Annotated in this window: 18 protein-coding genes and 1 riboswitch; of the genes, 14 read left to right on the forward strand and 4 right to left on the reverse strand. The window is 42.3% G+C overall.

Annotated elements, in window-relative coordinates; all coding sequences use genetic code 11:
• The first annotated feature begins 53 nt into the window (after window positions 1–53).
• Window positions 54–161: riboswitch (TPP riboswitch) on the forward strand.
• A gap of 133 nt (window positions 162–294) precedes the next feature.
• The 13 genes from tenA (at window position 295) to ISX45_RS00470 (ending at window position 11,619) form a co-directional block, all read left to right on the forward strand.
• On the forward strand, window positions 295–990 hold the full coding sequence (gene tenA / locus ISX45_RS00410; protein WP_181555634.1) for a thiaminase II: 696 nt from the start codon (window positions 295–297) through the stop codon (window positions 988–990).
• Window positions 977–1,564: an ECF transporter S component gene (locus ISX45_RS00415; protein ID WP_194519693.1), complete on the forward strand. Its 588-nt coding sequence runs from the start codon at window positions 977–979 to the stop codon at window positions 1,562–1,564. The genes tenA and ISX45_RS00415 overlap by 14 nt, the downstream gene beginning before the upstream one ends.
• Window positions 1,565–1,580: 16 nt before the next feature.
• Entirely contained in the window at window positions 1,581–3,032 is a 1,452-nt protein-coding gene (locus tag ISX45_RS00420) for an ABC transporter ATP-binding protein (RefSeq protein ID WP_194519694.1), read from the forward strand.
• A 12-nt stretch (window positions 3,033–3,044) separates the two neighbouring features.
• Window positions 3,045–3,830, forward strand: a complete 786-nt coding sequence (locus tag ISX45_RS00425; protein WP_194519695.1) for an energy-coupling factor transporter transmembrane component T family protein — start codon at window positions 3,045–3,047, stop codon at window positions 3,828–3,830.
• A 16-nt stretch (window positions 3,831–3,846) separates the two neighbouring features.
• Entirely contained in the window at window positions 3,847–4,473 is a 627-nt protein-coding gene (gene tenI, locus ISX45_RS00430; protein ID WP_194519696.1) for a thiazole tautomerase TenI, read from the forward strand.
• Window positions 4,463–5,596, forward strand: a complete 1,134-nt coding sequence (gene thiO / locus ISX45_RS00435; RefSeq protein ID WP_194519697.1) for a glycine oxidase ThiO — start codon at window positions 4,463–4,465, stop codon at window positions 5,594–5,596. Before tenI ends, thiO begins: the two co-directional genes overlap by 11 nt.
• Before the next feature lie 17 nt (window positions 5,597–5,613).
• Window positions 5,614–5,817 carry a sulfur carrier protein ThiS gene (gene thiS, locus ISX45_RS00440; protein ID WP_181555640.1) on the forward strand — a complete coding sequence of 68 codons (204 nt, stop codon included), beginning with the start codon at window positions 5,614–5,616 and terminating at the stop codon, window positions 5,815–5,817.
• A gap of 2 nt (window positions 5,818–5,819) precedes the next feature.
• Window positions 5,820–6,587 carry a thiazole synthase gene (locus tag ISX45_RS00445; RefSeq protein WP_181555849.1) on the forward strand — a complete coding sequence of 256 codons (768 nt, stop codon included), beginning with the start codon at window positions 5,820–5,822 and terminating at the stop codon, window positions 6,585–6,587.
• Window positions 6,584–7,609 carry a thiazole biosynthesis adenylyltransferase ThiF gene (locus ISX45_RS00450; protein ID WP_194519698.1) on the forward strand — a complete coding sequence of 342 codons (1,026 nt, stop codon included), beginning with the start codon at window positions 6,584–6,586 and terminating at the stop codon, window positions 7,607–7,609. Before ISX45_RS00445 ends, ISX45_RS00450 begins: the two co-directional genes overlap by 4 nt.
• Window positions 7,610–7,954: 345 nt before the next feature.
• Complete coding sequence (locus ISX45_RS00455; protein ID WP_194519699.1) at window positions 7,955–9,220, forward strand: hemolysin family protein; 1,266 nt, start codon at window positions 7,955–7,957, stop codon at window positions 9,218–9,220.
• A gap of 153 nt (window positions 9,221–9,373) precedes the next feature.
• Complete coding sequence (locus ISX45_RS00460) at window positions 9,374–10,186, forward strand: amino acid ABC transporter substrate-binding protein (RefSeq protein WP_194519700.1); 813 nt, start codon at window positions 9,374–9,376, stop codon at window positions 10,184–10,186.
• Window positions 10,173–10,865 (forward strand): amino acid ABC transporter permease, encoded by a 693-nt coding sequence (locus ISX45_RS00465; RefSeq protein ID WP_181555644.1) that lies wholly within the window; start codon window positions 10,173–10,175, stop codon window positions 10,863–10,865. Before ISX45_RS00460 ends, ISX45_RS00465 begins: the two co-directional genes overlap by 14 nt.
• A 19-nt stretch (window positions 10,866–10,884) precedes the next feature.
• On the forward strand, window positions 10,885–11,619 hold the full coding sequence (locus ISX45_RS00470) for an amino acid ABC transporter ATP-binding protein (protein ID WP_181555645.1): 735 nt from the start codon (window positions 10,885–10,887) through the stop codon (window positions 11,617–11,619).
• A 61-nt stretch (window positions 11,620–11,680) separates the two neighbouring features.
• On the opposite strand, the gene ISX45_RS00475 is transcribed toward ISX45_RS00470, so the two are convergent.
• Entirely contained in the window at window positions 11,681–11,893 is a 213-nt protein-coding gene (locus ISX45_RS00475) for an alpha/beta-type small acid-soluble spore protein (RefSeq protein ID WP_181555646.1), read from the reverse strand.
• Window positions 11,894–12,137: 244 nt separating this feature from the next.
• Here ISX45_RS00475 and ISX45_RS00480 point away from each other — a divergent pair, with 244 nt between their 5' ends.
• Entirely contained in the window at window positions 12,138–12,380 is a 243-nt protein-coding gene (locus ISX45_RS00480) for a hypothetical protein (protein WP_181555647.1), read from the forward strand.
• Between the two features lie 57 nt (window positions 12,381–12,437).
• On the opposite strand, the gene ISX45_RS00485 is transcribed toward ISX45_RS00480, so the two are convergent.
• The 3 genes from ISX45_RS00485 to ISX45_RS00495 form a co-directional block, all read right to left on the reverse strand.
• Window positions 12,438–13,547 (reverse strand): ABC transporter ATP-binding protein, encoded by a 1,110-nt coding sequence (locus ISX45_RS00485; RefSeq protein ID WP_181555648.1) that lies wholly within the window; start codon window positions 13,545–13,547, stop codon window positions 12,438–12,440.
• A 119-nt stretch (window positions 13,548–13,666) separates the two neighbouring features.
• Window positions 13,667–14,569, reverse strand: coding sequence for a PucR family transcriptional regulator (locus tag ISX45_RS00490; protein WP_181555649.1), 903 nt, complete (start codon window positions 14,567–14,569; stop codon window positions 13,667–13,669).
• A gap of 93 nt (window positions 14,570–14,662) precedes the next feature.
• Window positions 14,663–14,851, reverse strand: a complete 189-nt coding sequence (locus tag ISX45_RS00495; RefSeq protein ID WP_181555650.1) for a hypothetical protein — start codon at window positions 14,849–14,851, stop codon at window positions 14,663–14,665.
• Window positions 14,852–14,929 lie beyond the last annotated feature (78 nt).

Below are 14,929 nucleotides of genomic sequence, written 5' to 3' on the forward strand. Positions count from 1 at the left end.
AACCGTTCTAGCCGTGATATGATAAACTCAAACAGTAAAATTAAATAAGCAGCACGATCCACTAGGGGGGCCTTTAGATAGGCTGAGATCAAAGTGTGCCTTTGAGACCCTTAGAACCTGATCTGGGTTATACCAGCGTAGGGAAGTGGAAGTGGCAGGAATCTTTTGCTTGTTTACGGTTTCTAACCCACTTTCTTTACGCTTGTAAAGAAAGTGGGTTTTTATTTAATGAAACATGCAGAATATGGGCCCGCTCTACATGTTTCATACATTTATGTTTTGGAGGGGATTTTGATGGCATTTTCAACACTGTTGCGTAAGGCTGCCAACCCAATTTGGGAAGCGAGCTTTCAGCACCCGTTTGTCAAGGAACTCGGTGAAGGGACGCTCGATATTGCTTGTTTTCGTTATTATGTTTTACAAGATTCATATTATTTAAGTCATTTTGCAAGAGTGCAGGCGCTTGGGGCGGCAAGAGCAAATGAGTTATCAACGACCGCTCGCATGGCACATCATGCACAAAATACGTATCAAGCCGAATTATCGTTACATGAAAAGTTTTCGAAGCAGCTTGGAATTACGGAAGAAGAAAAAGCTTCGTTTATTCCGGCGCCGACGGCATATGCGTATACATCACATTTGTATCGCGCTGCCTACGAAGGGCATTTAGGAGATGTGATTGCGGCGATTTTGCCGTGTTATTGGCTTTATTATGAGATTGGCGAGCGCTTGAAAGATTGCAAGCCGGAAGAGACGATTTATCAACAATGGATTGCCGCTTATGGGTCCGAGTGGTTTCGAAGTTTAGTGGAAGAACAAATTGCTCGATTGGATGAGATTGCAGAAACTGTAACGGAAGCTGATCGAAAGCGGATGGAACAGCATTTTATCATTAGCAGCCAGTACGAATATGCTTTTTGGGAAATGGCATATCACCTAGAAACATGGCCAGTAACAAGAAAGGAGACAGCAGAGCATGTCAGCAACTAAAGGATTGAAATTAGCGGATATTTTAACAACGATTGTGATTTCAATTGTATTTGGAATTGTTTATAAATTATGGGGACCGTTTTACTATTTTGTCAAACCGTTTGGCTTTCATCTGGACCAACTCATCTATGGAATGTGGTTTATCGCAGCGTCCGTAGCTTTTCTCATTATTCGTAAGCCAGGGGTAGCTCTTCTTGCGGAAATTGCTGCATCTTCCGGTGAGTTTATTATGGGATCCGAGTGGGGACTTGAAGTATTGCTTTACGGCGTTGTGCAAGGATTGTGTGCGGAAGCAGTATTTGCGACGTTTCGCTATAAGCGTTTTGATCTCTTCGTTGTTTCATTAGCAGCGATTAGTTCTACCATCGGTTCATTGATTATGGATTTTTACAAAGGGTATATTGAAGCGTTGGCTCCTTGGAATCTCGCATTATTTCTCATTGCTCGCTTTGTCGGCGCCATCGTTATTTCCGGTGTCTTTGCTTCTTCATTAGTAAAAGCATTAGAAGCGACAGGAGTCACACAAATGGTTCGACCGGCTTCCAAGGAAGATTACGACGCGTTAGATCGTTAAAGGGTGAAACAAACAGATGGAACGGATTGCATCGGTCGAACAGTTACGTTTGAAATTTCCCGGAAAAGACACGTTATTGTTTAAAGATTTATCAGTGTCGTTTTACAAAGGGGAAAAAGTGTTGTTGCTTGGTCCATCGGGATGCGGAAAATCAACACTGATGCAAGTGCTTTCCGGATTGATTCCGCATTCGGTGGATATCCCAATGAAAGCCAAACACGTTCAAGTTCCGGATAACTGGGGATACGTATTTCAAGACCCTGATTCCCAATTTTGCATGCCGTTTGTCGATGAGGAAATTGCTTTTGCACTTGAAAATATTGGCGTGCCGCGCGAACAAATGAAAGGCCGGATTGAAGAATTGCTGAAAGAGGTTGGGCTGCACTTGACGCCGCATACGGATATTCAAACATTATCCGGGGGGATGAAGCAGAGACTCGCACTTGCCTCTGTTCTTGCCTTGCAGCCCGACGTGTTGTTTCTTGATGAACCAACAGCGATGATTGATGACGAAGGAACAGAATCAATTTGGAAGACGGTTAAGCAAATCGCCCATAATAAAACAGTCATTATTGTTGAACACAAAATTGAACAGGTGCTGGATTTTGTTGACCGTATCATTTTGTTTAATGATCATGGTGAAATCATCGCAGATGGTGAAGCGGCAACCGTGTTTCATGATTATAAAGACGTGATTGCTGATCAAGGAATTTGGTATCCCGGTATATGGGACGAGTATGTCAAACAACGAAAACGTCGTCAACCTGCTGTTCGAGAGGATGAAGTGATTCGTCTCGAACGTTTTCAAGGATATCGAAATCGAGAAGTAAAAATTCGTGTTGATCAAGCGATTGTTCGGTCGGGTGAATGGATTGCTATTACTGGAAAAAACGGAGCAGGAAAAAGCACGCTATTGCATGCGCTCATGAAGCTTATTCCAACCGACGGGGTGTATGAGCTGTTTGGAAAGCAAAGCGAACAATTCAAAACGCTCGCCCGCCTTATCGCATTTGTATTCCAAAATCCGGAGTTTCAATTTGTCACCAATTCAGTGTGGGAAGAGATGGCGTATTCGCTCCGGCTTGAAAAGCGCTCTAAAACAGAAATTGCTGAGACCGTCGAGAGCTTGTTACAAATGTTTCATTTGAAAGAGCAGCAAGACCAACATCCGTACCAACTATCGATGGGGCAAAAGCGCCGGCTTAGCGTGGCTGCTTCGATTGTAAGCGGGCAACAAATCTTTTTGTTAGATGAGCCGACATTCGGTCAAGATGCGAAAAATACGTTTGCGCTGCTAGAGCTGTTAGAGTCGTATCGCGAGCAAGGTGCGACGATTCTGATGATCACCCACGATGAGAATATCGTAACGCATTTTGCGACGCGAAGATGGGTGATTGAAGACGGACAACTTGTTTCCGATGAACAGCTTGTGACAGATCATACAAAAGGCGCTTTATTGTCCGTGTAAGGAGGAAGAACGGTGAGATGGGACATTCGCTATCGTGAGACATGGCTTCATCGAACGAATCCAAGCTTGAAGCTGCTTGTGATGCTTGTTTTATTTATCGGTGTATTGTTCGTGCATAACCCGAACATCTTAATGAATTTTTCTATTGCGCTTATCCTTTTGTTCATTATCTATACCGGATACCCTATGAAGTATTTGTTGTTGCTCTTTTTGCCGTTTTTGCTTATTTTCATTTCAACCGCCTCTTCGATGATGCTGTTTGGTCAAGGAAAAACAACATGGTTTCAGTGGGGCCTTGTTCATATTACAAAAGAAAGTTTTTTACGCGGCATGCATCTTGGGTTTCGCGCATTAACGTTTGCGCTACTTGGTTTACTTTTTTCGTTAACGACAAGACCGGTTTATTTATTTTATTCGCTCATGCAGCAACTGAAGTTGAAGCCGAAATACGCGTATAGCTTTTTAGCAGGAGTCCGTCTCATTCCGATCATGCTTGAGGAGTTTCAAACGGTACAAAACGCGTTAAAAGTGCGGGGAGTCACTGCCAACAGCGGAATATTTGAAAAAATAAAGCGGTATGCAATTCCGCTTCTTTCGCAAAGCATCCGCCGCGCTCAACGCATTGCGGTAGCGATGGAAGCAAAGCGATTTTCCAGCGGAGCGGCCCGAACTTTTTACTACGAAATCGGGTTTAGTAAATACGATTTTGTGTTCCTTCTTTTGATCAGCGTTATGACAGCAGTAGCGTACTACGTTGGAATCAGTTTTCCGTATATTCCAGTCGAAGATGTACGTTAGAAGGTTAGGGATTGAAATGAACACACAATTTCATGTCATTTCAACGGGGATGCAGCCGCTTGAACAATTCGTGACGATTGCGGCACACATTCATCCGTATGTCGATGCGATTCATGTGCGGGAAAAAACAAAAACAGCAAGAGAACTTGCTGATTTCATTTCTGCCCTTGTTGCTCGCGGAGTGCCGGCAAGAAAGATCATTGTCAATGATCGCGTCGATGTGGCAGCTGTTTTTGGAGTGAAGGGTGTCCAACTTGCTTACCACAGCTTGTCTGCAAAAACGGTTAAAGCCCATTTTCCGTCGCTTGTTGTCGGCTGTTCGGTTCATTCATTAGAAGAAGCGATGGAGGCAGAGAAAAGCGGGGCGGATTATTGTCTGTATGGTCATGTTTTTCCGACCGAGTGCAAACGGGGAGTTCCTCCGAGAGGATTAGAAACATTAAAAACGATTGCGTCGAGTATATACATTCCGGTTATTGCTATTGGTGGTATTCAGCCGGACAATGTCAAACAAGTATTACAATCGGGAGCAAGTGGCATCGCGGTGATGTCGGGGGTATTTTTAGCCAAAGATCCACTTGCTCAGGTGAAGGAATATGCGCGTATGGTGAAAAAGTGGGGAGAGGATTTCAATGAATGGTAACCATTATGATGTCGCTATTATTGGCGGTGGGGTTGTTGGTGCTTCGATCGCGTTTCAGTTAGCAAAACGCCAATTTCGCGTTATTGTATTGGAAAAAGAGCGCGTGGCTGGTCAAGCCTCGAGCGCGGCGGGAGGCATGCTCGGAGCACAGTCAGAATTTTCAAACGAAAGCCCGCTCCTTCCGCTTGCTTTAAAAAGCCGCGCCATGTTTCCGAGCATTGCCGAAGAATTAAAAGAGATGACCGGCATTGATATCGGACTCGTGCAAAAAGGGATGTTGAAAGTAGCTGTAACGGACGAAGAACGTGAAGCATTGCAGCGTCATTATGAATTTTGGAAGAAATTCGATGGCAGTGCCCGTTGGCTAACGATTCATGAAGCGACGGAAATGGAACCGAATGTAAGCTGTGATTTAAAAGGTGTGATGTATCTTCCAAATGATGGGCAAGTGAGTGCCCCTGATTTATCGGTCGCTTTTGCAAAAGCATCGATTGTCTATGGAGCCGAATGGCGTGAATATACAGAGGTCGTTAACTTTCTAAAAGAAGGTAAGACATATCTCCTGTACACCAACCATGGAACGATGGCGGCAGACGCCATTGTCATTGCGGCAGGAGCATGGTCCGCTCAAATTCTGGAGAGAACAGGAATCTCAATACCGATGTACCCAGTGAAAGGCGAGTGCCTCTTTGTCAAAACGGAGAGGCCGCTTGTTCAAGCGACGGTTTTTGCGAAAAACGGTTGCTATATCGTGCCGAAAAAAGAAAATAAGCTGCTCATCGGGGCAACTTCTACGCCAAACACCTTTGACAAAAAAGTATCGGTACAAGGAATCAAAAGGTTGCTTGAACAAGCGCAGCAGCTAATTCCAAGCATTCGCCATGCCGAATGGGAAAAAGCATGGACAGGAATTCGTCCGCAGACGGGGGACGGTTTGCCATATATAGGCGTACACCCTGAATATGAAAGAGTTTGGATCGCGACCGGGCATTATCGGAATGGGATTTTATTAAGTCCGATTACAGGAGTTTTGGTAGCTGATCTGATTGAAGGAAAAGGCAGTGGGGAGATCGACCTTGCTCCTTTTTCTGTCACAAGAAACAGTCACGTAACACATTTATGACATAAAGGGGGAGAGGAATGGAACTCATTATTAATGGCGAATCAATTCAACTTCCAGACAGTGTGAAAACGGTTTCTGATTTGCTGTCTCATTTTCGATTAAACCACAAAATTGCCATTGTGGAAGTGAACTTGAATATTATTCAAAAACAAGAGTATGAAACGACAACATTATGTAACGGCGATAAAGTCGAAATCGTTCATTTTGTAGGAGGCGGTTGATGATGTTACAAATTGGACCATATCAATTTCAATCAAGGCTTTTACTGGGGACAGGTAAATACCCGAGCTTTGACGTTCAAAAAGAGGCAGTCGAAGTATCAGGTGCAGAAATTTTAACATTTGCGGTTCGTCGTATGAACATTTTTGAGCCGAATCAGCCGAATTTTCTTGAAAAATTGGAGATTACGAAATACAAACTTCTTCCAAATACGGCAGGTGCAAAGACAGCCGAAGAAGCGGTGCGAATTGCTCGGCTCGCCAAAGCGTCAGGATTATGTGATATGATTAAAGTGGAGGTCATCGGCTGCGACAAAACACTGCTTCCTGATCCTGTAGAGACATTGAAAGCAACGGAGATGTTGTTAGAAGAAGGATTCATTGTGCTTCCGTATACGTCGGATGATGTCGTGCTTGCAAAACGTCTGCAGCAACTAGGCTGCCACGCAATTATGCCAGGAGCCTCACCGATTGGTTCCGGGCAAGGAATTATCAATCCGTTAAACTTAAGTCTCATCATTGAGCAAGCAACGGTTCCTGTCATTGTCGATGCGGGAATCGGAAGCCCGGCCGATGCGGCACTTGCCATGGAATTAGGGGCAGATGGAGTGCTATTAAATACAGCTGTAGCCGGTGCGGCCGATCCGGTGAAAATGGCAAAAGCGATGAAGCTTGCCATTGAAGCGGGACGCCTCGGTTATGAGGCGGGGAGAATTCCGAAAAAACGGTACGCAACGGCAAGCAGTCCGATGGAAGGAATGAGCATTGTTTGAATGAACGGTATTCGCGGCAACAATTGTTTGCACCAATTGGAAAAGACGGACAAGAGAAGATTTCCAAAAAGCATGTGTTGCTAATTGGAGCAGGGGCGTTAGGGACTGGAAACGCCGAAGCGCTCGTGCGCGCAGGAATTGGCAAGCTCACAATCATCGATCGCGATTATGTCGAATGGAGCAATTTGCAACGGCAACAATTGTATAGTGAAGAAGATGCGAAAGAACGCCTTCCAAAGGCGATCGCTGCCAAACAGCGACTTGAGCAAATCAATTCGGATGTAACGGTTGCAGCGATTGTCGGTGATGCGACGGCACAAGAATTGGAAACGATCGTCAAAGAGCAGCATCCCAATCTTCTTATCGATGCGACTGATAACTTTGAAACGCGTATGATTATTAACGATGTGTCGAATAAATATCGCATTCCGTGGATTTATGGTGCTTGTGTCGGCAGCTATGGCATTAGTTATGCTTTTGTCCCCGGGAAAACACCATGTCTTCATTGTTTGCTTGAGACAGTGCCTGTTGGTGGCTTAACGTGTGATACAGCTGGAATCATTAGCCCTGCTGTACAAATGGTTGTCGCTTATCAAGTGGCGGAAGCATTAAAAATTCTTGTGGAAGATTGGCAATCACTTCGAAATAAGCTCGTTTCGTTTGATTTATGGAAAAACCAGCATGCGGCGATTCGAGTGGATCAAGTGAAAAAAGACGATTGTCCATCTTGTGGAACCCATCCGACGTATCCATACCTTTCGTATGACATGCAAACGAAAACAGCGGTCTTATGCGGACGAAATTCTGTACAAATTCGTCCTGCGGCAAAGCGGGAATACGATTTGCACGAGCTTGCTCAATTGTTTTCCAAGCAAGGGTTACAAGTCGAAACGAATCCTTACCTTGTATCCGTTTCGCTTGGTGAACATCGGCTTGTTGTGTTTCAAGACGGGCGTGCTCTCGTTCACGGAACAAAAGATATTCAGGAAGCAAAAACGCTATATTATCGTTATTTAGGATGAAGAGCTCTTTTATAAGGGCTCTTTTGTTTGTCATGTCAAAAAATTGTACGAATTATTATGCGTACGCACAATTGTTTCTTGTTACGATCATAATGGGGGATAATCATAAAGGGAGGGGACAAAATGGAGGAGCTATCCATCACATTGAATATTGCTTCTTTGCTGACGTTGGCCTTTATCATTGGTGCCGCTATTATTGACTCGTAAAAACTGCAGCTATACAGCTGCGGTTTTTTGTGTTCATGTTTAGGTAGTATGCATTTGGTGAAAAATTTGATATGATAATACATATAAATAAAAATGGATAATAATAACAAAGTAACGGTTTAGGAGTGTGAAGATTCTTTGGGAGAATTGCCTCTGAGCCTGTTTGGATTGTTTCTTCTCTTTATTGTTTTATCCGCTTTCTTTTCTTCGGCGGAAAGTGCATTTTCTTACGTCAATAAAATACGATTGAAACATTATGCAGAAGAAAATCGGCGCGGCAGTAAGCGGGCGCTCTATATCACGGAAAATCTGGATCGTGTTTTGCTAACGGTTCTTGTTGCGAACTATCTCGTAAATATTGCAGCGATCTCGCTTTCTGCGAAAGTAGCAATTGATACGTTTGGCGAAAATGTTGGTTTGTTCATTAGTACCATTGTAATGACGGTGTTACTTCTTATTTTTGGTGAAATTTTGCCAAAATCAATGGCGAAAGAGCGTGCAGAATCGCTTTCACTTCGCTATTCAGGAATTATTTATGCGTTAGTGAAGGTGCTTTCTCCGATAACCTCGTTATTTGCGATGATCAAGGAAAAGTGGACAAAATGGTTGACTCACGGGATTGTTGTCCCGGCAGTTACGGAAGAAGAAATCAAAGTGATGATCGATTTAAGTGAAGAAGAAGGGATTATTGATAATAAAGAGAAAGAGCTCGTGCATCGTTCACTCGATTTTGATGAAATTTTAGTTGGTGAAATTTTTACACCGCGTGCTGATATGATTGCAGTTGAGGTTAATCAGCCGATTGAACAAATTCGCGACATTTTCCTTGAGGAAAAATATTCGCGTATCCCGGTGTATGAAGAGGATATAGACCACGTCATCGGAATTTTATCAGAGAGTGATTTTTTTAGTCAACTCATTCAACAAAAAGAAGTGAACGTTCGCGAGTTATTACGGAAACCGCTGTTTGTTGTCGAATCAATGAAAATTTCCGATTTGTTGCCGGAATTGCAAAAAAGCAAAGTGCATATGGCTATTGTTGTCGACGAATTTGGCGGGACAGCAGGGCTCATTACATTGGAAGATATTATTGAACAAATCGTCGGGGAAATATGGGATGAACATGATGAAGCGGTAAAAAATATTCATCAAATCGATGATTATAGTTATGAATTGAATGCGGAATTGCCGCTTGATGAGTTTTGTGAACTCATGAAAATTGACGAACCGGAAAGCTCTTCCCATACGCTGGGAGGATGGGTATTCGAGATGTTTGAACGCATTCCAAATGTAGGTGAAACGCTTCATTATGGCCCTCTTACCTTGACGGTGCGGCAAGTGGAAAATCGAAGAATTCGCAAAGTGCTTGTATCTTTAAGCGAGCCAATTGCAGAAAATATATAAGGAGCGAGAAAGCTCCTTATTTTTGTACACAAATTTGCCACCATCAAACGGCCGTATGAATTGGCTACGTGAATTCTATTTGACATCTGTGTAAAACTTTTTTATTATGACATATGTTATGAACACCAATCGGAATAATGGAGGTTTGAATAAATGAAAAAACGTTTCTCGCTAAGTTTGTTCTTTTTGTTAGCCGTTTCTTTCTTGTTGCTGGCTGCTTGCGGTAACCAGCAAGGGCAAGAAGGGGCCGATAAACCAAAAAATGATTTATTGGCACAAGTGAAAAAAGCAGGGGAGTTACGCATTGGTACAGAGGGTACATATCCTCCGTTTACTTTCCATGATAAAAGCGGAAAGTTAACAGGGTTTGATGTTGAAATTGCGACAGAAGTAGCAAAGCGTCTTGGTGTCAAGCCTGTATTTATGGAAACGCAATGGGATGCGATGTTTGCAGGGCTAGATGCGAAACGCTTTGATATGATTGCCAATGAAGTAGGAATTCGTCCTGACCGTCAAAAGAAGTATGATTTCTCCGATCCGTATATTACATCCGCGGCTGTGCTTGTCGTTCATAAAGACAATAATAAAATTTCGAAATTTGAAGATATTAAAGGTTTAAAAGCAGCGCAATCAATGACAAGTAATTATGCCGATTTAGCGCGATCCTATGGAGCGCAAATTGTCGGTGTGGAAGGCTTTAATCAGGCGATTGAATTATTAGGTTCTAAACGAGTAGATGCGACGATTAACGATAAGTTGTCGGTTCTTGATTTCTTAAAGCAAAAACCGAATGCGCCAATTAAAATTGTTGCGACTCATAGCGATGCTTCCCAAAGCGGATTCATGTTCCGGAAAGGCAGCGACACGCTCGTTGATGCAGTAAACAAGGCGCTACACGATATGATGCAAGACGGAACATACGCAAAAATTTCAGAGAAATGGTTTGGTCAAGATGTATCTAAGTAATGTTATGCTCGATCCTGAACGGTTAACCGCCATTGCTCAAAGTTCCCTTCTCCCTTTAGTGAAGGGAGCTTTGTATTATACGATTCCACTCACGATCATCACGTTTTTACTTGGTTTGATTTTAGCGATTCTGACGGCGCTTGCCCGCCTTTCCGGCGTGAAAGTGTTAGAGATTATCGCAAGAGTATATGTGTCTGCGATTCGTGGAACGCCATTACTTGTACAGTTGTTTATTATCTTTTATGGCTTGCCGAATCTTGGGATTACCATTGACCCGTTTCCGGCGGCTGTTATCGGTTTTTCATTAAATGTTGGTGCGTATGCGTCAGAAATTATCCGCGCTGCCATTTTATCTATTCCAAAAGGTCAATGGGAGGCGGCTTATTCACTTGGCATGACTTATGGACAAACGTTACGGCGTGTCGTGTTCCCGCAAGCAGCGCGCGTCTCTGTTCCGCCTTTATCCAATACGTTTATTAGCTTGGTGAAAGATACGTCGCTTGCTTCGTTGATTCTTGTCGCGGAAATGTTTCGAAAAGCACAAGAGATTGCTTCAACGAACTATGAATTTTTGTTATTGTATACAGAAGCTGGACTGATTTATTGGGTAATTTGCTTTTTATTATCGATTGTTCAAGGCCGAATTGAAGAACGTTTGAACCGCTATATTGCGCGGTAATGACAAGGAGATAGGAACGATGATTTCTGTTCAAGGATTATATAAGCAGTTTGGTGATGTAGAGGTATTAAAAGGGATCGATTTAACGGTAGATAAAGGAAAAGTCATAGTCATTATTGGACCTTCGGGATCAGGAAAAACGACGTTTTTGCGATGCTTAAATGTACTAGAAATACCGACAAAAGGGAAAATCTCGATCGGTGACAGACAGCTTGATTTTTCTCAAAACATGACGAAACGAGATATTCATGAATTCCGTCGCTTAACAGGAATGGTATTTCAAAATTACAACTTATTTCCGCATATGACCGCCTTAGAAAACGTCATGGAAGGTCCGGTGACGGTGAAACGGGAAGCAAAAGAGCAGGCGCGCCAAAAGGCAATGGCACTTTTAACGAAGGTAGGACTGGCGGACAAAGCTCATCATTATCCGTTTCAGTTATCAGGAGGACAACAGCAGCGTGTTGGGATTGCCAGGGCGCTGGCGATGGAACCAGAAGTTATGTTATTTGATGAACCGACGTCAGCGTTAGATCCAGAACTTGTCGGTGAAGTATTGAAGGTGATGAAAGACTTGGCAAATGAAGGAATGACGATGGTGATTGTCACACATGAAATGCGATTTGCCAAAGAAGTAGCCGATGAAGTAATCTTTATGGATGGCGGATTTATTGTTGAACGCGGCACACCACAACAACTATTTACGAATCCTCAACATGAACGAACAAAGAAATTTTTACAATTGATTCAGTAAATAACATAAGCCCCAAGCAAAATGCTTGGGGCTTTAGCCATATATATGCAGTTTTCACTGATTATTGAACGTTGCTGAATTGACCACCAAGTTGTTGTTGAGCAATTGCAACTAAACGTTTTGTAATTTCGCCACCAACAGAACCGTTAGCGCGAGAAGTAGTGTCAGCACCAAGGTTTACACCAAATTCTTGAGCGATTTCATACTTCATTTGATCGATTGCTTGTTGTGCACCAGAAACTAATAATTGGTTAGATCTGTTATTTTGAGCCATATTTGATCATCTCCTTATTGAAATTTTTATGGCTGGGTTGGCTGGAGTTGCACCAGCACTGCGCGCAATAAAGCACGCTGCCAAACTTGGCTGAACCCAACGTGTTTATCGGGGATGGTACTAGTAGTTTGAAACGTTTTTTTATTATTATTCGTTCTTACATTATGGTAATTTTTTACGTTTTACGATTGGGATCGTGAGGGAATAGTAAAATAAGGTATGTTTGAAATAGGAGGCAGCGCTTATGAATGTTTGCCCGCTTTGTAATGGATTGAGGGAGCTATCTATGTATTGTTCTCAATGCCAAGGAAAACTACAGGACCAAGGGAAGGTAACAGATTATTTTGATGATTATAGTCCATATATGGATATTGATATGATGAAACGAGCAGACGGATATCCGACAACGTTTGGATATCACGAATGTGTACACCTTTTTTATTGTCCGCATTGCCACCACGAAGAAGTTCGATTTATAAAAGAATAACCCCAGCTTTCAAAAGCTAGGGTCATTTGTATATCCATATTGGGGAAAGTGATGTGATTATTCGTTATTCGAACGAATGCGTTTTTCTGTTTCTACATCAAAGAAATGTGCTTTATTCATATCTAACGCAAGGTCTAATTGGTGACCAGGCTTAATTTCTGTGCGGGCATCAACGCGAGCGACAAATTCTTGACCATTAATTTGCGAATAGATCATCGTTTCAGCACCGAGTAATTCCGCGACTTCCACGTTTGCCGTAATTTTTGTATTTTGTGATGCTTCGATGAACACAGGTTCATCGTGGAAGTCTTCCGGACGAATGCCTAAAATGATTTCTTTACCAACATAACCTTGCTCGCGAAGTGCTTTCATTTTTCCTTCAGGAACTCCGATAGTGACATTGCCAATGACGAAAGTACCATCTTGTAATGTTCCTTTTAGGAAGTTCATTGCCGGTGAACCGATAAAGCCGCCGACGAAAATGTTTTCTGGTTTTTCATATACTTCTTTCGGGGTACCGACTTGTTGAATAACCCCATCTTTCATGACGACAAGACGAGTAGCCATCGTCATCGCTTCTGTCTGATCGTGTGTAACATAAATCGTCGTTGTTCCTAAACGTTGATGTAATTTCGCGATTTCTGAACGCATTTGGACGCGAAGTTTTGCATCGAGGTTTGAAAGCGGTTCGTCCATTAAGAAAACTTTTGCATCACGAACAATCGCTCGACCTAAGGCAACGCGTTGACGTTGACCACCGGATAGCGCTTTTGGTTTGCGGTCTAAGTATTGTTCGAGACCAAGAATGCGTGCTGCTTCACGAACACGTCGATCGATTTCATCTTTTGGAAATTTACGTAATTTCAAACCAAATGCCATATTGTCATAGACGCTCATATGCGGATAAAGCGCGTAGTTTTGGAATACCATTGCGATATCGCGATCCTTTGGTGCAACATCATTCATGCGCTTACCATCGATGTATAAATCGCCTTTTGAGATTTCTTCAAGTCCAGCAATCATCCGAAGGGTTGTTGATTTACCGCAACCAGACGGACCGACAAAGACGATGAATTCCTTATCATGAATATGAAGATTAAAATCTTTTACAGCAGTGACGTTGTTGTCATAGATTTTATAGATGTGCTCTAAACGAAGTTCAGCCATGTCCAGCACCTCCATTTTGAAATCGGTTTCATTTGGTTTAAGCGTACCGAAAAATGGCGTAGGGCGTAAATGGACAACGTGCACAAAAAATGAAAAGAGGTTCAGGCATGATGACGAATTTAGCGATCGGTATATTCGTTGATAAGGATGGCTAAATACACAGCAACCGCTCCTTTAAAATGTTTAATATCAATCCCTGTCTTTTCGATAAATTTATCTATGCGATATTGAAGGCTATTGCGATGCATATATAGCTTTTTTGCCGCTAATGAGACATTTAAGTTGCATTGTAAAAACACTTTTACTGTATCAAGTAATTCTTTATCAATGGTGTTGAGAAACTGAAGTGATGGTTTGATCTTCTCAAATTCTGGATGCTGGTGAATAAATAAAATAGGGATAATGTCTTCGATAGTATAAACAGTTTGTTTTGGAATATAAGTCTGTGAGAGTTGAAAATATTGTTTTTCTAAACGAAATAAGTGCAAAAGATTTTCATCGAAGCGATAGATTTGGCCGATAAATACGTGAAGAGTAATGTAAAAATCGCTTGATAGCGTATCAATCATTTCAGCAAAAGGTACGTCATGATCGGTTTGATCATACTTATTTTCAATAATCGTTCCGCGATGATTTTGTTCCCAAATAATTATAACATTTTCGCGGAACAATCCTTTTACCGCTTCACGAAAATCATCTTTGTCAACGGTTGTTTGCTTGATGTGGAATTGAATGAATCTATAGAAAGGTGCGTGCTCTGAAAGAAGATTGAGTTGTGTAGAGTCTCCATGTACAATGAACCGATACCATGCAAGTTCTTCTCTCGTCATAAAGAGATCATGGTTCGGCAGTGGTGTTAAAAAAATGGACAACAATTGTTTTTCCCGCTCTGTTAATACATGCTTTAAAATCCCGATTTGATCGCCTGTTTTCGTATAAAACCATTCATAATCCTCTCGGTTTTTAGGATCTATGTTAATAACCATCGCATCCCTATAATGTGATTGTAGTTGTTCAATCATGAGCATGACTTTCCTTTCCGCCAGATCGTTACTTCTATTATAGCAGAAAGAAGAACCGATTTTCTCAACGAAGGAGAAAATCGGTTCTTACCATTATGATATCTCGTGAGGAGGTTCCTCTTTTGTTAAATCACAAGCTTCTTCAATGTTTGTAACATCACTGCGTGCGTGGACGTAGCCACCGCCCATGCCTTCATTAATCATGCGGTCGATGTCCATATAATATTTATCTCTCCCCTCATAATGGGAGTCCTTTCGAGCCTGCTGACTGTGGTCTGCCATCGTTTTTCCTCCTTGGTATATGAATAGTGTATGTGTATTTAGGAATATGTTCCCCGTCTTTTTCATATATATGTGGCA

The organism is Thermaerobacillus caldiproteolyticus (assembly GCF_015326725.1).
Taxonomy (GTDB): domain Bacteria; phylum Bacillota; class Bacilli; order Bacillales; family Anoxybacillaceae; genus Thermaerobacillus; species Thermaerobacillus caldiproteolyticus.